This is a genomic window from Corynebacterium nuruki S6-4 (assembly GCF_007970465.1).
Lineage (GTDB): Bacteria > Actinomycetota > Actinomycetes > Mycobacteriales > Mycobacteriaceae > Corynebacterium > Corynebacterium nuruki.
On the sequence record NZ_CP042429.1, the window covers coordinates 150,898 to 170,022 of the forward strand.

16 protein-coding genes and 1 tRNA gene are annotated in these 19,125 nt (G+C 69.3%); 15 read left to right on the top strand and 2 right to left on the bottom strand.

Annotated features, from left to right (window positions below):
- Nucleotides 1-685: 685 nt before the first annotated feature.
- A tRNA-Arg gene (locus FSW06_RS00720) sits at nucleotides 686-758 on the bottom strand.
- 177 nt (nucleotides 759-935) lie between these two features.
- On the opposite strand from FSW06_RS00720, the gene argS reads away from it, so the two are divergent.
- From argS to thrB, 5 genes are all read left to right on the top strand, one after another.
- Complete coding sequence (gene argS / locus FSW06_RS00725) at nucleotides 936-2,612, top strand: arginine--tRNA ligase (RefSeq protein WP_010119275.1); 1,677 nt, start codon at nucleotides 936-938, stop codon at nucleotides 2,610-2,612.
- A 4-nt stretch (nucleotides 2,613-2,616) separates the two neighbouring features.
- The gene (lysA, locus tag FSW06_RS00730; protein WP_010119274.1) at nucleotides 2,617-4,023 is read left to right on the top strand and encodes a diaminopimelate decarboxylase; all 1,407 of its coding nucleotides are present in this window, start codon (nucleotides 2,617-2,619) and stop codon (nucleotides 4,021-4,023) included.
- 61 nt (nucleotides 4,024-4,084) lie between these two features.
- Nucleotides 4,085-5,413 carry a homoserine dehydrogenase gene (locus FSW06_RS00735; protein WP_010119273.1) on the top strand — a complete coding sequence of 443 codons (1,329 nt, stop codon included), beginning with the start codon at nucleotides 4,085-4,087 and terminating at the stop codon, nucleotides 5,411-5,413.
- A complete protein-coding gene (gene thrC / locus FSW06_RS00740; protein ID WP_010119270.1) occupies nucleotides 5,413-6,495 on the top strand; it encodes a threonine synthase in 1,083 nt (360 codons plus the stop codon). Before FSW06_RS00735 ends, thrC begins: the two co-directional genes overlap by 1 nt.
- Nucleotides 6,492-7,457, top strand: coding sequence for a homoserine kinase (gene thrB / locus FSW06_RS00745; RefSeq protein ID WP_010119268.1), 966 nt, complete (start codon nucleotides 6,492-6,494; stop codon nucleotides 7,455-7,457). The genes thrC and thrB overlap by 4 nt, the downstream gene beginning before the upstream one ends.
- A 26-nt stretch (nucleotides 7,458-7,483) precedes the next feature.
- On the opposite strand, the gene FSW06_RS00750 is transcribed toward thrB, so the two are convergent.
- Nucleotides 7,484-9,340 (bottom strand): long-chain fatty-acid--CoA ligase, encoded by a 1,857-nt coding sequence (locus FSW06_RS00750; protein ID WP_010119265.1) that lies wholly within the window; start codon nucleotides 9,338-9,340, stop codon nucleotides 7,484-7,486.
- A 382-nt stretch (nucleotides 9,341-9,722) separates the two neighbouring features.
- On the opposite strand from FSW06_RS00750, the gene rho reads away from it, so the two are divergent.
- From rho to FSW06_RS00800, 10 genes are all read left to right on the top strand, one after another.
- Nucleotides 9,723-11,570: a transcription termination factor Rho gene (gene rho / locus FSW06_RS00755; protein WP_010119263.1), complete on the top strand. Its 1,848-nt coding sequence runs from the start codon at nucleotides 9,723-9,725 to the stop codon at nucleotides 11,568-11,570.
- A gap of 1 nt (nucleotide 11,571) precedes the next feature.
- Nucleotides 11,572-12,648 carry a peptide chain release factor 1 gene (prfA, locus tag FSW06_RS00760; RefSeq protein ID WP_029448999.1) on the top strand — a complete coding sequence of 359 codons (1,077 nt, stop codon included), beginning with the start codon at nucleotides 11,572-11,574 and terminating at the stop codon, nucleotides 12,646-12,648.
- 79 nt (nucleotides 12,649-12,727) lie between these two features.
- Nucleotides 12,728-13,708, top strand: a complete 981-nt coding sequence (locus tag FSW06_RS00765; protein ID WP_010119259.1) for a N5-glutamine methyltransferase family protein — start codon at nucleotides 12,728-12,730, stop codon at nucleotides 13,706-13,708.
- 76 nt (nucleotides 13,709-13,784) lie between these two features.
- Nucleotides 13,785-14,450: an L-threonylcarbamoyladenylate synthase gene (locus FSW06_RS00770; RefSeq protein WP_010119257.1), complete on the top strand. Its 666-nt coding sequence runs from the start codon at nucleotides 13,785-13,787 to the stop codon at nucleotides 14,448-14,450.
- Nucleotides 14,451-14,455: 5 nt separating this feature from the next.
- A complete protein-coding gene (locus FSW06_RS00775) occupies nucleotides 14,456-15,640 on the top strand; it encodes an MraY family glycosyltransferase (RefSeq protein WP_010119255.1) in 1,185 nt (394 codons plus the stop codon).
- 10 nt (nucleotides 15,641-15,650) lie between these two features.
- Nucleotides 15,651-16,148, top strand: a complete 498-nt coding sequence (locus FSW06_RS00780) for a Cg1360 family ATP-synthase-associated protein (RefSeq protein ID WP_010119253.1) — start codon at nucleotides 15,651-15,653, stop codon at nucleotides 16,146-16,148.
- 300 nt (nucleotides 16,149-16,448) lie between these two features.
- Nucleotides 16,449-17,273, top strand: coding sequence for a F0F1 ATP synthase subunit A (gene atpB, locus FSW06_RS00785; protein ID WP_029448995.1), 825 nt, complete (start codon nucleotides 16,449-16,451; stop codon nucleotides 17,271-17,273).
- 100 nt (nucleotides 17,274-17,373) lie between these two features.
- The gene (locus tag FSW06_RS00790; RefSeq protein WP_010119249.1) at nucleotides 17,374-17,616 is read left to right on the top strand and encodes an ATP synthase F0 subunit C; all 243 of its coding nucleotides are present in this window, start codon (nucleotides 17,374-17,376) and stop codon (nucleotides 17,614-17,616) included.
- 67 nt (nucleotides 17,617-17,683) lie between these two features.
- Nucleotides 17,684-18,247: a F0F1 ATP synthase subunit B gene (locus FSW06_RS00795; RefSeq protein ID WP_029448994.1), complete on the top strand. Its 564-nt coding sequence runs from the start codon at nucleotides 17,684-17,686 to the stop codon at nucleotides 18,245-18,247.
- Between the two features lie 5 nt (nucleotides 18,248-18,252).
- Nucleotides 18,253-19,071: a F0F1 ATP synthase subunit delta gene (locus tag FSW06_RS00800; RefSeq protein WP_010119245.1), complete on the top strand. Its 819-nt coding sequence runs from the start codon at nucleotides 18,253-18,255 to the stop codon at nucleotides 19,069-19,071.
- The last annotated feature ends 54 nt before the right edge of the window (nucleotides 19,072-19,125 follow it).

Here is a 19,125-nt window from a genome sequence, read left to right on the forward strand (position 1 = left end):
GGCTCGTGGTGAACAGCAGATACTGCACTGGGAGACACCGCTTCAACCCGACCAACGGTGACAGGGAGAGCAGTATCCGCCGTTCACCTCGGAATACCCGCCGGAAGTGGCGGCGCGGGGGAGAGGCGGGGCCGGGACCCCGGAAGAGCCGGCGCTGGCGGACCCGGCCTCCCGCCCGCGGGCCCCTGCGGACCCGGCCTCCCGCCCCCAGTGGAGCCGTGGTGCCCCCAGTTGACCCGATTCCGCCGTTTCCGGCGGACTGAATCGTCCGAACCGGGTCAGCTCGGTACACCGTCGACATGTCGCACAACCGGCTCGGGGGACACGCATTCTGACTATTAACCCGGCCGCGGCGTCCGGTCCGGCAGCGCACCTGTTCGGCTGGCAGGCCAAAACTACGCCGGAGACGGTGGTGAGCGGCGTTTTGGCCTGCCATGCCGACGGTTGCGCTGCCACCGACCGGCCGGCCATCCCGAGGACGTCGTGGTGACCGAGTTGACCCGGATCGGTCAGTTCCGTCGGACCGGAAACGCAGAATCGGGTCAGCTCGGGACAACTCCGGCCGGGTCAGCCGGTGACACGCCGGTAAAAAGCACACATTCTGACCATTAACCCTTAACCCTCAGTTCGGGACCCCGGACATGCAGAAAACCGCCGGTCTGAGACCGACGGTTCACATACTGCGTGCCCCCGAGACGATTCGAACGTCCGACCGCTGGTACCGGAAACCAGTGCTCTATCCCCTGAGCTACGGAGGCAATGACGAAACTATAACACCGTGATCGCCGCGATCTGCAAACCCCCTGCAGAGCGCGCCGCAACCCCCGCCCCGGCGGCACCTCGCGGGCGTCCGGCGGGGTCGCCGTCGGCTCCCGGGGAATGCGGTCCGGGTGCGGTGCGGTCCGGGGCGTGGCACGTTGGTATCCTCAGACCCTGTGACTCCAGCAGACCTCTCCGTCATCATCTCCGGTGCGGCCCGGACCGTTCTCACCGACCACGGGTTCGACGCCTCCGTCGTCCCCGACAGCCCGACGGTCGAGCGTCCGCGCAACCCCGAGCACGGTGACTACGCCACCAACATCGCCCTGCAGACCGCCAAGAAGGCCGGCACGAACCCCCGCGAACTGGGCACCTGGCTCGCCGAGGCACTCGCCGCCACCGACGGCATCGACGAGGCGACCGTCGCCGGCCCCGGCTTCATCAACATCCGCCTCGCCGCGGACGCACAGGCCCGCCTCGTCCCCGAGATCCTCGCCGCCGGCGACACCTACGGCGCCGGTGACGAATACGCCGGGCAGAAGATCAACCTCGAGTTCGTGTCCGCGAACCCGACCGGCCCGATCCACCTGGGCGGCACCCGCTGGGCGGCCGTCGGCGATTCGCTGGGCCGCATCCTCGTCGCCCGCGGTGCCGAGGTGACCCGCGAGTACTACTTCAACGACCACGGCACCCAGATCGACCGCTTCGCCCGCTCCCTGGTGGCCGCCGCCAAGGGCCTGCCGACCCCGGAGGACGGCTACGGCGGCGAGTACATCAAGGACATCGCCGACCAGGTCATCGCCGCGAACCCCGACTGGGCCGACGGGGACGACGCCGCCGTCCAGGAGCTCTTCCGCTCCGAGGGCGTGGAGCTGATGTTCGCCCACATCAAGCGGACCCTCGCCGAGTTCGGCACCGAGTTCGACGTCTTCTTCCACGAGAACTCCCTGTTCGAGTCCGGTGCCGTCGACCGGGCGATCCAGACGCTGAAGGACAACGGCAACCTCTACGAGGCCGACGGTGCCTGGTGGCTGCGCAGCACGAAGTTCGGTGACGACAAGGACCGGGTCGTCATCAAGTCCGACGGCAACGCCGCCTACATCGCCGGCGACATCGCCTACATCGCCGACAAGATCGACCGTGGCCACAACCTGTGCATCTACATGCTCGGCGCGGACCACCACGGCTACATCTCCCGGCTGAAGGCAGCCACCGCGGCCCTGGGCTACGACCCGGACCAGGTGGAGGTGCTCATCGGGCAGATGGTCAACCTCGTGCGGGACGGCAGGGCCGTCCGGATGTCGAAGCGTGCCGGGACCGTCATCACCCTCGACGACCTCGTCGAGGCCATCGGGGTGGACGCCGCGCGCTACTCCCTGATCCGTTCCTCGGTCGATTCCTCGCTGGACATCGACATGGACCTGTGGACCAGCCAGACCAGCGACAACCCGGTCTTCTACGTCCAGTACGCCCACGCCCGACTGTGCTCGCTGGCCCGCAAGGCCGCCGACCAGGGTGTGGAACTGCCGACGGACCTGTCGGAACTGGACCTCTCCCAGCTCAGCCATGAGCGCGAGGGTGACCTGATCCGCACGCTCGGCGAGTTCCCCGGGGTTGTCGCCACCGCCGCGGAGCTGCGCGAGCCGCACCGCATCGCCCGCTACGCCGAGCACCTGGCCGGGACCTTCCACCGGTTCTACGATGTCTGCCAGATCCTGCCGAAGAAGACCGACGAGGGGACCGATGAGCTGGCCCCGGTCCACCTGGCCCGCCTGGCCCTGGCCCGGGCGTCCCGCGTGGTGCTGGCCAACGCGCTGGGACTCGTCGGCGTCTCCGCCCCCGAGAGGATGTGACCTGATGGACCCCGAGGTGCACCTGCCCGAGGTTCCGCTGCGCAAGCGGACCGACACCCTGGACGAGTTCAACGCCCTGCCGGCACACGTGTTCCCGGCGTCCGCACGACGGCTCGCCGACGGCGAGCTGACCCTGGGCGGGGTGCGGGTCTCCGCCCTCGCCGAGGAGTTCGGCACCCCGGTGTTCGTCATGGACGAGGGCGACTTCCGCGCCCGGTGCCGTCGTCTCGCCACCGCGTTCGGTGGCGGCCGCCGCGTGCACTACGCCTCGAAGGCGTTCCTGTCCCGCACCGTCTGCCGCTGGGTCGACGACGAGGGCCTGGCCCTCGACGTCGCCAGCCAGGGTGAGCTGGAGATCGCGCTGGCCGCCGGGTTCCCGGCCGACCGGATCACGGTCCACGGCAACAACAAGTCCGCCGCGTTCCTGGAACTGGCCGTCGCCTCCGGCGCCGAGCTCATCGTCATCGACTCGTCCGAGGAGATCGGACGCCTCAGCGCGGTCGCCACGGAGCTGGGCCGCACCCAGGACGTCCTGGTGCGGGTCAAGCCGGGTGTCCACGTCGACACCCACGAATTCATCGCCACCAGCCACGAGGACCAGAAGTTCGGCTTCTCCCTGGCCTCCGGCTCGGCCGAGCAGGCCTGCCTCACCGTGATGGGGACCGCGGGACTGCGGCTGCGGGGACTGCACTGCCACGTCGGCTCCCAGGTCTTCGACGCCGACGGATTCGGCCTGGCCGCCGACCGGCTGCTCGGACTGTGGTCCAGGCTGCTGGCCGACCACGGCACCGAGGACGCCGCCGCGGCCCTCGACGTCCTCGACCTCGGTGGCGGATACGGCATCGCCTACACGCCGGACCAGGAGGAACTCGACGTCGAGACGGTGGCGGCCGACCTGCTGCGCCGCGTCCGGCAGACCGCCACCGAATACGGTCTGGCGACCCCGGTCGTCAACGTCGAGCCCGGCCGGGCGATCGTCGGACCGTCGACGGTGACCCTCTACCGGGTCGGCACCGTCAAGGACGTCCACACCTCCGATGACACGGTCCGCCGCTACATCTCCGTCGACGGCGGCATGAGCGACAACATCCGCCCCGCCCTCTACCAGGCGGAGTACGACTGCCGGCTGGCGAACCGGTTCGCCACCGGGGATCTCGTCGCGTCCCGGGTGGTGGGCAGCCACTGCGAGTCCGGGGACATCCTCATCAATGACGCGCTCATGGCCTCCGACATCGCCCCCGGTGACATCCTGGCCGTTCCGGCGACCGGCGCCTACTGCTACATGATGGCGTCCCGCTACAACATGATGACCCGGCCGCCGGTCGTGGTCGTCGGGGACGGCACCGCGCGGCTGATGATCCGCCGCGAGACCGTGGCGGACGTCATGGCCCTCGAAGAATTCGCCGACTGACCCTCGTCTATCATCGGACGAAAGCAACCCTCGTACGCGACCGCAACCTCACGGGAGAACAATGGCTGATCAGAACAACAACGCGACCGGCTCGGGGAACCACACCGTCGGCGTCGCCCTGCTGGGCATGGGCACCGTCGGTCGTGAGGTGCTCCGCATCCTCGGTGAGGCGGAGACCGATTTCACCGCCCGTATCGGCGGACGCCTCGAGGTCCGCGGCATCGCCGTCTCGGACCTCTCGCGGCCGCGCGAGGGAGTGGACCCGGCACTGCTCACCGATGACGCGATGGGCCTGGCGACCCGGGACGACATCGACCTGGTCATCGAGGTCATCGGCGGGATCGACTACCCGCGCACCGTCGTCCTGGCCGCACTGAAGGCCGGCAAGTCGGTCGTCACCGCGAACAAGGCGCTCGTCGCCGCCCACGCCAACGAGCTGCAGGAGGCGGCGGACTCCTCCGGCGCCGACCTGTTCTTCGAGGCGGCCGTCGCCGCCGCGATCCCGGTCGTCGGCCCGCTGCGCCGGTCGCTGGCCGGGGACAAGGTCAATGTCGTGATGGGCATCGTCAACGGGACGACGAACTTCATCCTCGACGCGATGGACAAGCGCGGCGCCTCCTACGACGAGATGCTCGCCGAGGCCACCGAGCTCGGTTACGCCGAAGCCGACCCCTCGGCCGACGTCGACGGCTATGACGCGGCCAGCAAGGCCGCCATCCTCGCCAACCTCGCCTTCCACTCGCCGGTCTCCTTCGACGACGTGCACTGCGAGGGGATCCGGAACATCACCTCCGACGACATCGCCGCCGCCCGGTCCGCCAACTGCACCATCAAACTGCTGGCGATCTGCGAGCGCCTCGTCGACGACAACGGTGCCGAGTCCATCTCCGCCCGCGTCTACCCGGCCCTGGTGCCGCGTGACCACCCGCTGGCGACCGTCTCCGAGTCCTTCAACGCGATCTTCGTCATCGCCGAGCACGCCGGCCGGCTCATGTTCTACGGCAACGGGGCAGGTGGCGCGCCCACGGCGTCCGCCGTCCTCGGTGACGTCGTCGCCGCCGCCCGCAACGTCGTCCACGGCGGCCGGGCGCCGGGGATGTCCACCTACGCGAACCTGCCGATCGCCGACTTCGGCCAGGTCCGCACCCGGTACCACGTCGACATGACCGTGCAGGACCGGCCCGGTGTGCTGGCGGAGGTCGCCTCGACCTTCTCCGCCAACGGGGTGTCGATCAAGACGGTGCGGCAGGAGGAGGGCGACGACAGCGCCCGCCTCGTGGTCATCACCCACCACGCCACCGAGCGTGACCTGGAGGAGACCGTCGACGCCCTGAAGAACCTCGACGCGGTGAAGAACGTCCGTAGCGTTATCCGAATGGAAGGCAACTGATGACCGACAAGCACACTCCGGTGCTCCACCACTGGACCGGACTGATCAACGAGTACCGGCAGTGGATGCCCTTCGCCGCGGACTGGGAGCCGGTGACCCTCTACGAGGGCGACACCCCGCTGATCCGCGCGAACCACGTCTCCGAACTGACCGGGTGTGACGTCTGGCTGAAGGTCGAGGGCGCGAACCCGACCGGCTCCTTCAAGGACCGCGGGATGACCGTCGCAGTGACCGACGCCGTCCAGGCCGGCAAGAAGGTGCTGATGTGCGCCTCCACCGGCAACACCTCCGCCTCGGCCGCGGCCTTCGCCGCCCGCGCGGGCATCAAGAGCGCGGTGCTCATCCCCGAGGGCAAGATCGCCCAGGGCAAGCTCTCGCAGGCCGTCATGCACGGCGCCCGGATCATCCAGGTCAAGGGAAACTTCGACGACTGCCTGGAACTGGTCCGCAAGACCACCACCGATTTCCCCGAGATCGCGCTGGTCAACTCGGTCAACCCGATGCGTATCGAGGGCCAGAAGACCGCCGCCTTCGAGATCGTGGACGCCCTCGGCGACGCCCCGGACATCCACGCCCTCCCGGTCGGCAACGCCGGCAACATCACCGCCTACTGGAAGGGCTACGGCGAGTACGCCGACGCCGGCCTGGCCTCGCAGCGCCCGGTCATGCTCGGTGTGCAGGCCGCCGGCGCCGCCCCGCTGGTCAACGGTGAGCCGGTGCTCAACCCGGAGACCATCGCCACCGCCATCCGCATCGGCAACCCCGCCTCCTGGCACCAGGCCGTCGCCGCCAAGGAGGAGTCCGGCGGACAGTTCCGGGCCGCCACCGACGACGAGATCCTCGCCGCCTACCACCTCATCGCCGAGCGCGAGGGCGTGTTCGTCGAGCCGGCCTCCGCCTCCTCCGTCGCCGGCGTCCTCGCCGCCCACGCCGAGGGCTGGATCCCCGAGGGCAAGCGCATCGTCTGCACCGTCACCGGTCACGGACTCAAGGACCCGACGACGGCCCTGAGCGTCATGGGCGAGCCCACACTGATCGACGTGGACACCAACGCGGTGGCCGAGGCACTCGACCTGGCATGAGCGCGACAGCACAGAATCCGGTGAACCTGCCGGTCGGGCGGGCCGTGCGCGTCACCGTGCCGGCATCCACCGCCAATCTCGGGCCGGGCTTCGACTCGGTCGGCATGGCCGTCGGCCTCCACGACACGGTCGAGGCCGAGATCATCCCCGCCGGACTCGAGGTCATCGTCTCCGGTGAAGGTGAGGGCGAGGTCCCGCTCGATGAACGGCACCTCGTCGTCCGCGCCCTGCGCGCAGGCCTGCGGGAGGCCGGCGTCACCGTCGGCGGACTGCGGGTGACCTGCCACAACGCCACCCCGCATTCACGCGGCCTGGGTTCCTCGGCCGCCGCCGCGGTCGGCGGGGTCGCCGCCGCCTCCGGCCTGGCCGCGGACCCGACGCCGCAGAATCCGACCGGCGCCCTCTCCGATGCCCGGCTCGTGCAGTTGGCCGCCTCGTTCGAGGGACACCCCGACAACGCCGCGGCCAGCGTCCTCGGCGGCGGCATCGTGTCCTGGACGACCATTCCGGTCGACGGGCGCAGTGCCCCGGAGTACCGGGCCGTCGACGTGCCGGTGCACCCCGATATCCGGGTGACGGCGCTGATCCCCGACTTCCACGCCTCGACCGAGGCGGTCCGCCGGGTGCTGCCCAGCGATGTCTCGCACCTCGACGCCCGCTTCAACGTCTCCCGCGCGGCCCTGCTGCCGGTGGCACTGAGCCGGCACCCCGAGCTGCTCTGGGAGGCGACCCGGGACCGGCTCCACCAGCCGTACCGGGCGGAGGTGCTGCCGGTGACCACGGAGTGGGTCAACCGCCTGCGCAACCTCGGCTACCCGTCGTTCGTCTCAGGTGCGGGCCCGACGGTGATGGTGCTGTCCACCACCCCGGTGGACCCTGCACTGCTCGACGAGGCCAGGTCCCGCGGACTGCGGGTGCTGGAGACCGGGGTGGGGGACCGGGTCTCCGTCGAGGTGCGCTGACCGCGCCGTCGAGGTGCGCTGACCGGTCAGTCGGCGGTGGGGTCGCCGCTGCCGGGGTCAGCAGGGGCTGCACCGCCCGCCGGTCCGCCGACGTCGGCGACATCGTCGTGGCGGGGGAGCCGGACCACCTCGTAGTCGCCGCGGGCCTGGTGGGCGCGCAGATCCTTCTTGTCGAACTTCTCCACCGAGGTCCGGTCGATGCCGTCGACGATCGTCCAGTACTCCGGCACCATCCACAGCGGCGCCTTCTCCGCGACCGTCGCCGAGATCGCCGCCAGCGTGTCCCGGGTGCGGGGCACCCCCGGCCCGGTGACGACGACCGCGAGCGGCCGCTCGCCCCATTTCTCGTCGGGGATGCCGATGACCGCGGCCTCGGCGACGAGCGGGGACTCCATGACGATGTTCTCCAGCGTCGCGGAGAAGATCCATTCACCGCCGGACCGGATGACGTCGGCCTGCCGGTCCTGCACCGTGAGATAGCCGTCGCCGGTGATGGTCCCGATGTCCCCGGTGCGCAGCCACCCGTCGTCGGTGAACCGGTCAGCGCCGTCATGACCGGCGGCGACGGACTCGCCGCGGAAGACGCTGGCGGGGCCGTCCCCGTCCTCGGTGGGGGAATGGTGGTAGGACGCCGTGACGGTGTTGCCGCGCACCTGGATCTCCCCGCTGGAGCGGTCGTTGGCTGGCAGGACGTGTCCGCGGTCGTCGACGATCCGGATCGCCATCCCGGCCGGCACGCGGCCCTGACTGTCCCGGTAACGGCGGCGGGCGGCCCCACCGGCGCCGGCCGGCGGGCGGGCGACGGTACCGACCGGGCCGGTCTCGGTCATGCCCCAGGTGTGGACGACGTCCACGCCGTACCGCTCCTCCCAGGCGTCGATGAGCGCCGGGGGGACCGGGGATCCGCCGGAGATGATCTCCTGCAGGCTCATCTTCGTCGGGGGATTGCGTTCGTAGTGGACGATGAGCTGCGTCCAGACCGTGGGGGCGCCGTGGGCCTTGCGGGGCATGGCGTCCTCGATGACATGGGCGAGGTGGGTGGGGCTGGCGTCCCCGCCGGGGAACACCAGCGGGGTGCCGGACATGAACGCCGCGAACGGGACGCCCCAGCTCAGGACGTGGAAGATGGGCACCAGACACAGGAAGCTCTCGCCGTTGCGGATGTCGAAGGAGTCCGCGGTGCGCAGGTTCATCGAATGCAGCCAGACCGAGCGGTGGGAGTACACGACGGCCTTGGGCTCTCCGGTGGTTCCGGTGGAGTAGCACATCGCCACCGGGGCGGTCTCGGGCAGCTCGGGCCACGGGTAGCTGGTCGGGCGACCGTCGAGGCACTCCTCGTAGTCGAGGACCCGGATGTCGGGGCGGCCCAGGTCGGTGAGCCGGTCGCGCAGCTGGCCGACGGTGGTCCCGGTGTGGCGTCCGGCACCGGTGAACACGATGGTGCGGACGTCGGGGCAGTGGGGCAGCAGCGGCAGGAGCACGTCGATGAGGCCGGCGGCCACGACGATGACGCGGTCGTCGGCGTGGTTGATCACGTGGGTGATCTGGTCGCCGGTGAGATGGGGGTTGAGCGGCTGGAACACCGCGCCCATCGCCCCCACGGCGAGCAGTGTCTCGAGATGTTCGGTGGTGTTGGGCATCAGGGACCCGACCCGGTCGCCCACGGCGACGTCCGCCCGGTCGTGGAGCGCGTGTGCGAGGGCGGCGGCCCGTGCCCCGACCTCGGCGAACGTGCTGGTCTCCGGCCCGACGGCGCCGCGGTAGTACGTGGTGACCGACGTCCTGGCGTGGACGGTGCGGCCGTACTCGAGGAGGCGGGCGAGCGACAGCGGAATGACCTGCATTGTCGAGGGGGCGGGGGCCGGGCGCGTGTTGTCCACCATGACCGCCAAGGATAGGCCGTGTGTGTACCGGATTGGTGGACGGGGGCGGACACAGTGGTAGCATGGCGGCGAGATTCGATCACTGCCGTCGCCATGACTGCACGGCGGGCAGTGTCCGGTCCATCGGGAAACACGGGCGACGACGGCCATGCGGCCGCGAACGGGGACGGATTCCACCTCCCCGGCCCGGATACCGCTTTCACCATCCGACGACTCAACGAGAGCACGTCACCTTCCTCCTTTCCGGGTGAGTTCCGTCATGGACGGAGCCACCGGGTACCCCGGGTGCCGGAGGATCCTGTGCAGGATCCTCCGAGGACTTTTCCGGCTGTTGCCGGCACCTGTCGGCGACGGAAGGTGAACCGAAAGGACACCTGTGACTTTGCCTGACATTGTCTCCAGGGCGCAGAATGACGGGCTCGCCAGCCTCAAGCTGACGGAGCTCAGGCAGATCGCCTCCTCGCAGGGACTGCGGGGGACATCCGGTCTGCGGAAGGGGGACCTCATCAACGCGATCAGCGCGGCGGGCATCGGGGGCGGCGCACCGGCGAAGAGTGCACCGGTACAGAACGCACCGGCACAGAGCGCACCGACGAAGAGTGCGCCGGCACAGACCGCACCGGAGCAGGAGAGGGCGTCCGCGCCCGAACCGGCCCGGACGACCGGACCGCAGGAGAACCGGGACAACGCTCCCGCGACCACCGACAGCACACCGGACACGGGGGCTGCAGCGGCCCCGGCAGAGGAGAAGCCCCGGACAATGCACAGCGACGACACCGCCGGAGACAACCGTCACGACGCGCACGACGACCAGTCCGGGGACGGGCAGGGGGGTGGACGCCGCAGCCGGCGTAACCGCCGCAACCGCCGCAACCGGGGGCGCGACGGCCAGGGGAACCAGAACGGCCAGGGCAACCAGAACGGTGCCCGGGACGGTGGCGAGGGGCGCGGTGGCCGTGACGGCAACCGGGACAACAACCAGGGAAACCGGGGGAACCGGGGGAACCGGGACAACAACCGGGGCGGCCGCGACCGGAGGGACGGCAACTCCCAGGGCAACCAGGTCGAGACGACGCCGGTGGCCGGGATCCTGGACTTCGCCGACGCGAACACCGCCTTCATCCGCACGACGGGCTACCACGCCGGTCCGACGGACGTCTACGTCCCGATCCAGATGGTCCGCAGGTACGGCATGCGTCACGGCGACGCGGTCACCGGCACGATCCGGCCGGGTGCCAAGCAGCAGGCCGGTGGCGGACGCCGCAACCGGCAGAAGTACACCCCGCTGAACAGCGTGGAGACCGTCAACGGTCTCACCCCGGAGGAGGCGGCCCAGCGGCCCCACTTCCACAAGATGACCCCGCTGTACCCGAACCAGCGGCTGCGTCTCGAGACCGAGCCGAAGGTCCTCACGACCCGCGTCATCGACCTCATCATGCCGATCGGCAAGGGCCAGCGCGCGCTCATCGTCTCGCCGCCGAAGGCCGGTAAGACCACGATCCTCCAGGACATCGCCAACGCCATCGCGACGAACAACCCGGAGTGCTACCTCATGGTCGTCCTCGTCGACGAGCGTCCCGAGGAGGTCACGGACATGTCCAGGTCGGTCAAGGGCGAGGTCATCGCCTCGACGTTCGACCGTCCGCCGAGCGACCACACCGCCATCGCCGAGCTCGCCATCGAGCGGGCGAAGCGGCTGGTGGAGCAGGGCAAGGATGTCGTGGTCCTGCTGGACTCCATCACCCGCCTGGGCCGGGCGTACAACAACTCCTCACCGGCCTCCGGACGCATCCTGTCCGGTGGTGTGGACTCGAACGCCCTCTACCCGCCGAAGCGTTTCCTCGGTGCCGCCCGCAACATCGAGAACGGCGGGTCGCTGACCATCATCGCCACCGCCATGGTGGAGACCGGCTCCGCCGGTGACACGGTGATCTTCGAGGAGTTCAAGGGCACCGGCAACGCCGAGCTGAAACTCGACCGCAAGATCGCCGAGCGCCGGATGTTCCCGGCCGTCGACGTCAACCCCTCGGGCACCCGCAAGGACGAACTGCTGCTCGTCCCGGAGGAGGCGCGCCTCATGCACAAGCTGCGCCGCATCCTGTCCGCCCTGGATCCGCAGGCCGCCATCGACCTGCTGCTCAAGCAGCTGAAGAAGACGAAGTCCAACGGTGAGTTCATGATGCAGATCGCGTCCTCGGCACCGCTGGCAGGTGGCGACGACGATGAGTGATCTGGCAGCGTCCCCGTCGAAGGTCGACGACATCCTCTCGGAGTACCAGGGACTCGAGGCACAGCTCGCCGACCCCGACCTGCACAATGACGCCGCGGCGGCCCGCCGCGTGTCGAAGCGGTACAGCGAACTGCAGCCGGTCATCCAGACCTGGAACGCCCTGACCCAGGCGCGGGAGGACCATGAGGCGGCGGCCGAGATGGCGTCCGAGGACGCGGATTTCGCCGCGGAGGCCGACCGGCTCGCCGCGGAGATCCCCGGCCTCGAGGAGAAGCTCACCGACCTGCTCGCACCCCGTGACCCGCATGACGGCGACGACGTCGTCATGGAGATCAAGTCCGGTGCCGGTGGCGAGGAGGCCGCGCTGTTCGCCGGTGAACTGGCCCGGATGTACCAGCGTTACGCTGAGCGGCACGGCTTCACCTGCGAGGTGCTCGACGTCAACGAGACCGACCTCGGCGGTGTCAAGGACATGACCATGTCGATCCGGTCGAAGCACCCGTCGCGCGACGGTGCGTGGAGCGTCTTCAAGTTCGAGGGCGGCGTGCACCGGGTGCAGCGCATCCCCGTCACCGAGTCGCAGGGCCGGATCCAGACCTCCGCCGCGGGCGTGCTGGTCTACCCGGAGCCCGACGAGGTCGAGGACGTCCAGATCGACGACAAGGACCTGCGGGTCGACGTGTACCGGTCCTCCGGTAAGGGCGGTCAGGGTGTGAACACGACAGACTCGGCCGTGCGCATCACCCACCTGCCGACCGGCATCGTGGTGACCTGTCAGAAGGAGCGCTCGCAGATCCAGAACCGGGCGCGCGCCATGCAGGTCCTCGCCGCCCGCCTCCAGCAGATGAAGGAGGAGGAGGCCGAGGCCGAGGCCGCGGAGGGCCGTCACGCGCAGATCCGGACGATGGACCGTTCGGAGCGGATCCGGACCTACAACTTCCCGGAGTCCCGCGTGTCCGACCACCGCATCGGCTACAAGGCGAACAACCTCGACGCCGTCCTCGACGGCGACCTGGACGCCCTGTTCACCGCGTTGCACGATGCAGACCGCGCCGCGCGGCTCGAGGCGGAGGACTGACACTCTGTCCACGACGCCCAGCTCTCACAGCCCGAACAGCGCTGACCGGCAGCCGCCGCAGCGGACCGTCTCCCAGGCGGTGCGCGCGGCGGCTGCCGCGCTGACAGCCGCCGGCGTCCCCTCCGCCGGCCATGACGCGCGCGCCCTCATGGCTGCCGCCCTGACCCGGGAGACCGGTCGGGAGACCTCGGTCACCGATCTTGTCCTGCGCGGTGGGGACGCCGCCCCCGGGTCCTATGACGGGCTGGTGGACCGTCGGGTGCAGCGGGAACCGCTGCAGCTCATCCTCGGCACGGCCCCGGTCGTCGGTGTCGACCTCGCGGTCGGGCCGGGGGTGTTCATACCCCGGCCGGAGACCGACCTGCTCATCGAGTGGGCGGCCGACAAGCTAGCCGCCCGGGCCGCTGCCCGGCAGGACGATCCGCAGGGCGACGGCCTGGCGGCCCGGCTCACCGGGCCCCGCGTGACTGTGCTCGACCTGTGCTCGGGTCCGGGCACCATCGCGCTCGGCGTCGCCTGCCTGGCCACCCGGCGGGGGCTGACGGACACCCTCGACCTCCACGTCATCGGACTCGAGAAGTCCCGGACCGCGCTGGACTACGCCCGCCGCAACCTCGCCGACTGGGTGGAGCGGGGGGACATCGACCCGAAGGTCACGGTGGACTTCCACCGGGCCGACGTCTCCGGCCCCCGGGACCTGGTCCGGCTGGGGCTGGTCGCGGCGGCGGACATCGTCGTCTCCAACCCGCCGTACGTTCCCTCGACGACCCCGGTCGACCCGGAGGTGGCCGCGGATCCGGCGGAGGCGGTGTTCTCCGGTGCCGACGGGCTGGAACTCATGCGCCCGCTGGCCCAGGTGATCACCCTGGCTGCGGCGCCGACCTCCGAGGTGGCGGTGGAGCACGACGACAGTACCGGGCCGCAGGTCCGTGCACTGCTCGAGGACGCCGGGGTGGGGCAGACCCGCCAGCACCGTGACTTCGCGGGGCGGGACCGCTTCGTCTCCGGGCGGGTGCGCCGTGATCCGGGGTACCGTCCGACTAAGATCAAGAATCTGTAACGACTGAGCCGGCGAACCGCCGACAGTCGGTCGATGACCCGCCGACAACCTACGCCGAACCAGGAGACGAGAGACCGTGCCGCAGACCTACGACTGCACCGACCCCCAGGGGAGAGAAGAAGGACTGGCCGCCGCCGTCGCCGCGGTGAAGGCCGGCCGGCTCGTCGTCATCCCCACGGATACGGTCTACGGTATCGGGGCGGACGCCTTCGACAACGGCGCGGTAGCCGCACTGCTGCGGGCCAAGCACCGGGGCCCCGACCTGCCGGTCCCGGTGGTCGTAGGCTCCTGGGACACGGTCGCCGGACTCGTCCGCGACAACGATGCGCGGATGCGCAGTCTCGTCGAGGCCTTCTGGCCCGGCGGGATGACCATCGTGACCCATCAGGCGCCCAGCCTGCCGTGGAACCTGGGGGACACCCGGGGCACCGTCGCCCTGCGCATGCCCGCGCACCCGCTGGCGGTGGAACTGCTGCAGCAGACCGGCCCGATGGCACTGTCGAGCGCCAACACCCACGGGAACCCGCCGGCGCGGTCGGCGGCCGAGGCCGAGGCCATGCTGGGCAACAATGTGGCGGTGTACCTGGAGGGCGGCCCGGCGACGATCGGGACGGCCTCGACGATCGTCGATCTCTCGGCCGCCCGTCCGCGCATCCTGCGGGAGGGTGCCATCACCGCCGAACAGGTCGGCGAGGTGCTCGGCCTGTCCGCCGGATCGCTGCGCGGGGAAGACGGCCGGTAGCGGCGATGGCGGTGTCGGTACTGGCCGCGGGCTCGGCGGGGGTGGGCATCCCGTTCCGGGAGCTCGCCCTCGTCCTGCTCGTCGGCCTGGTCGCCACATACCTGACGACGGGCATCGTCCGGATGCTCATGGTCCGCTTCGGCCCGATGTCGGCCCCGCGCGCCCGCGACGTGCACACGGTACCGACCCCGCGTCTCGGCGGGGTGGCGATGTTCACCGGCGTGATCTTCGCCGTGCTCACGGCGTCCAACCTGCCCGCGCTCAACCGTGGCTTTCCCCCGGTGACACCCGACATGACGGCGGTCATGGCGGCCGCCTTCGTCATCGTGGTGGTCGGGGTGATCGACGACCTCTGGGACATCTCCTGGGTCCTCAAGCTCGGCGGGCAGGTCGTGGGCGCGGTCGTGATGAGTATCGCCGGCCTGTCCTGGTACCTCATCGTCTGGCCGGTGGGGGACGGGACCACCCTGATCCTCGACCAGGTCCAGTCAACCGTCTTGACTGCGGTGCTGACGGTCGCGATCATCAACGCGATGAACTTCGTCGACGGTCTCGACGGGCTCGCCGCCGGACTCGGGATGATCGGCGGCGGGACGCTGCTGGTGTACTCGCTCACGGTGCTCCACGACCAGGGCGGGACCGTCAGCGCCTACCCGCCGGCGATCATCTCCGCGGTGCTGGTGGGGGTCTGTGCCGGGTTCCTGCCGCACAACTTCTCCCCGGCCCGGATCTTCATGGGGGACTCCGGCTCGATGCTCATCGGCCTGCTGCTGTCGGCCGCCTGCGTCTCGGCCTCGGGGCGGATCAACATGTCCCTGTACGGCACCGCGGACCTCGTCGCCCTACTGTCGCCGATCCTCGTGGTGGTCGCCGCACTGTCCATCCCGCTGCTGGACCTGGTGCTCGCCGTTGTCCGCCGTCTGGCGGCGGGCAAGAGCCCGTTCTCCCCGGACAAGAAGCACCTCCACCACCGGCTACTGCGCCTCGGGCACAGTCAGAAACAGGTCGTGCTGGTGCTCTACTCCTGGGTCGGGGTGGTCGCCCTCGGCGCGGTCGGGGCGACCGTCCTGCCGACGACCTGGGCGGTCGTCATCTTCGTGGTGGCCGTCGTGGCGGTCGGTACCGTGACGTGGATTCCGCTGATGCGGGGGCGTCACGGTGATTCGGGCCGCGTGACATCCGGCGGCTAGGCTGTCCAGCGTGACTGAGCAGAACACCCCTGAATCCGCACCGGACCCCGAGCGGGAACCCACTCCGGTCTCCGAACTCCCCGACATCAACGTCTCACCCGACGGCGACATCGCTGACCACCAGCGTCCGCTGTTGAGGGCCGCGCGGCTGGGCGGAATCGGCATCCTCGTCCTCACCGTCATCTCGCTGGCGGTGTGGGGAGGATCACGGGAGCTCCCGGGGATCTGGGGTGTCCTCATCGGTGCGGCCATCGGCGGCGGGTTCGTCCTGGCGACCGTCGGTATCGTCCTGCTCACCTCGAACACCACGCCCCAGACGACGATGATCGTCGTGCTGGGCTCCTGGCTGCTCAAGTTCATCGTCGTGCTGGTGATTCTGCTGCTGATCAAGGACTTGGACTTCTACGACCACACCGCAATGGCGGTCACGGTCATTCTCGCGCTGGTCGTGGGCCTGGCGACCGAGAGTGTGGGCGTCCTGCGGACGACCACCACCTACGTCGGGTAGCGGATCTCCTGCCGCGGAAAGCGGACACGGCGGGCGCCGGGGATGTCCGACCACGCGGGGGAGGGGGTGCCCGTTAGCGTGGTATGGGGGGAGGCTGCTAAGGTTCCACGAGGGTAATCAGGCGTCCGGTGCTCACCGCAGTGTGTTCAGGGACAGTCCTGGTAAACTCCCCCGGCACCGAGCGGATGTGCGACGGAGTCCACGGCGGCCGGGTACACCTGACGACCTCCATCGCACCGCGCCTGACACAATCACGCGGCCCAACCTCGGGAGAGAACGCTGAGCGTTACAACCTTGGCCCTGGAGGGCGAATTCCATACGCCCAACCTGGGGCATGAATTCTTCCCGGGTGGAGACAAGTCCCCGACGGCCGATATCCCCGGCCGTGACGGACTGTGGCTCAACGACTTCGCAGGCGGCCTCTTCGCGGTTGACCGGCTCATGCTCATCCGACTGCTGATGATCGTCATTCTGGCGCTCTTCTTCTATGTCGCGATGCGCCGGCCGAAGCTCATCCCGCGGGGCGTCCAGAACGTGGCGGAAATCGGACTTGACTTCGTACGGGTCAACGTCGCCGAAGAGATCCTGGGGAAGAAGGAGGGGCGCCGGTTCCTGCCGGTGATCACCACCATCTTCTTCGTCGTCCTCATCGGCAACCTCCCGTCGGTCATCCCCTTCCTCAACGTGTCGCCCAACGCCAGGATCGGCATGCCGATCATCCTGGCGGCTGTGGCCTACATCGCCATGATCTACGCGGGGGTGAAGCGCTACGGCTTCGGCAAGTTCATGAAGTCCTCTCTGGTCATCCCGAACCTGCCCCCGGCGCTCCACATCCTCGTGGTGCCGATCGAATTCTTCTCCACCTTCATCCTCCGCCCGGTCACGCTGACCATCCGTCTGATGGCCAACATGCTGGCGGGCCACATCATCCTCGTCCTGCTCTTCAGTGCCACGAACTTCTTCTTCTGGCAGCTGAACGGCTGGACGGTGCTGTCGCTGGGAACCCTGGCCGCCGGCCTGGCATTCATGCTCTTCGAGATGCTGATCATCTTCCTGCAGGCGTACATCTTCAGCCTGCTGACGGCGGTCTACATCGAGCTCTCGCTCCACGCGGACGAGCACTGACATATCCCTGACGGGCACAACGCACAACCCCACCTGACCCCGCTACCGGACAGGACGACACAGTCCCCGGTACGGATTCACGAAAAGGAACGGAAACACAATGAACGAGCTGCTTCTCCTCGCTGACGACGCCGAGTCCAAGATCAAGGGCCTCGGTTCCATCGGCTACGGCCTGGCCGCCATCGGCCCGGGCATCGGTATCGGCATCGTCGCCGGTAAGACCGCCGAGGGCATGGCCCGCCAGCCCGAGATGGCCGGCCAGCTGCGCACCACGATGTTCCTGGGTATCGCCTTCACCGAGGCCCTCGCCCTCATCGGCCTGGTCGCCGGCTTCCTGTTCTAGTGCACCCGGTATCCGGTGACGGGTACCAGGACCACTTACTTACGCACAAGAGCGAAAGCTGGAGACTATGACGAATTATCTCATTTTGGCAGAGGGTGACGATCCACAGCAGTGGACCGACAACCCCAACCCGCTGCTGCCTGCCGGCTACGACCTCGTCTGGTCCCTGATCTGCTTCATCATCATCTTCCTGCTGTTCTGGAAGTTCGTGCTGCCGGCCTTCAAGAAGGTCCTCGCCGACCGCGAGGAGCAGATCGAAGGCGGCATCCAGCGTGCTGAGGCGGCCCAGGACGAAGCCAAGGCGGCGCTGGAGAAGTACAACTCCCAGCTCGCCGAGGCCCGCACCGAGGCCGCGCAGATCCGTGATGACGCGCGCGCCCAGGGCCAGAAGATCGTCGCCGAGGCACAGTCCGAGGCGAAGGCGAAGGCCGACCTGGAGACCGAGAAGGGTCAGAAGACCCTGCAGCAGGAACGCGAGCGTGTCGTCGGCGAGCTCCGGCAGGAGATGGGCACCACGTCCGTCAACCTCGCCGAAAAGCTGCTGGGCCACGACCTGGCCGACGAGGCCAAGCGTTCCGGCACCATCGACTCCTTCCTCGCTGATCTCGACAGCGTCGGTTCGGGGAAGTGACGCCCGTGCACGCAGCGAGCAGAGCAACCCTGGACCAGCTGTCCGAGTCACTGGACGGCACCCTGCGCGGAGCAGCTGACTCCGCGTCCCTCGGCGCACAGACCGGTACGGAGATCTTCGAGGTCGCCGACCTCCTGGACTCCGACCGGACGCTGCGCATGGCCCTGGTCGACACGACCATCCCGGCCGACCGTCGCGTCGGGCTGGCGGAGAGCCTGCTGGGTTCGAAGGTGTCCGCCACGACCCTGGAGATCATCTCCTCGGCCGTGAAGGCCACCTGGACGAACACCCGCGATCTGCGCCACGGCCTGGTCGAGCTGGGCCGCCGCGCCCTGCTGCGTGCGGCCCAGGAACAGGGCCAGAAGGCCCGCGTCGACGACGAGCTCTACCAGCTCGCCCGACTCCTCGAGAAGGAGCCGGAGCTGGAGATGCTCCTGGCCGACCGACTGGCCTCTGCGGACGCCCGTCGCGACCTGTTCGCCAAGGTCCTCTACGGCAAGGTCAGCGCGATCACCGAGGCGCTTGCGCTGCAGGTGGTCGGCCGGCCCCTCGACCGTCCGGTCGAGGACCTTGACGCGGTCGGAGTCTTCTCCGCGGCCCTCGACGGTAAGACCGTCGCCCGCGTGATCTCCGCCGCACCGCTGAACGGATCGCAGGAACAGGTCCTGGAGCAGAAGCTGGAGAAGATCTACGGTTCCGCGATGTCCGTCCATTCCGAGGTTGACGCCAGCCTCCTCGGTGGTGCGGTCATCCGGGTCGGCGATGAAGTGATCGACGGCAGCACCACCGGGAAGCTGGAACGGCTGCGCCGGTCCCTCGCCTGAGCCTGGATCGACCCACTTATTTTGAGTACATGCTGGAAGACAACACCGAGAGCA

Bases quoted from the DNA above. Each gene is read 5' to 3' on its own strand.
- lysA (WP_010119274.1), top strand. From the start codon at position 2,617: ATGGACCCCGAGGTGCACCTGCCCGAGGTTCCGCTGCGCAAGCGGACC.
- FSW06_RS00735 (WP_010119273.1), top strand. From the start codon at position 4,085: ATGGCTGATCAGAACAACAACGCGACCGGCTCGGGGAACCACACCGTC.
- thrC (WP_010119270.1), top strand. From the start codon at position 5,413: ATGACCGACAAGCACACTCCGGTGCTCCACCACTGGACCGGACTGATC.
- thrB (WP_010119268.1), top strand. From the start codon at position 6,492: ATGAGCGCGACAGCACAGAATCCGGTGAACCTGCCGGTCGGGCGGGCC.
- FSW06_RS00750 (WP_010119265.1), bottom strand. From the start codon at position 9,340: ATGGTGGACAACACGCGCCCGGCCCCCGCCCCCTCGACAATGCAGGTC.
- FSW06_RS00775 (WP_010119255.1), top strand. From the start codon at position 14,456: ATGGCGGTGTCGGTACTGGCCGCGGGCTCGGCGGGGGTGGGCATCCCG.
- FSW06_RS00790 (WP_010119249.1), top strand. From the start codon at position 17,374: ATGAACGAGCTGCTTCTCCTCGCTGACGACGCCGAGTCCAAGATCAAG.
- FSW06_RS00795 (WP_029448994.1), top strand. From the start codon at position 17,684: ATGACGAATTATCTCATTTTGGCAGAGGGTGACGATCCACAGCAGTGG.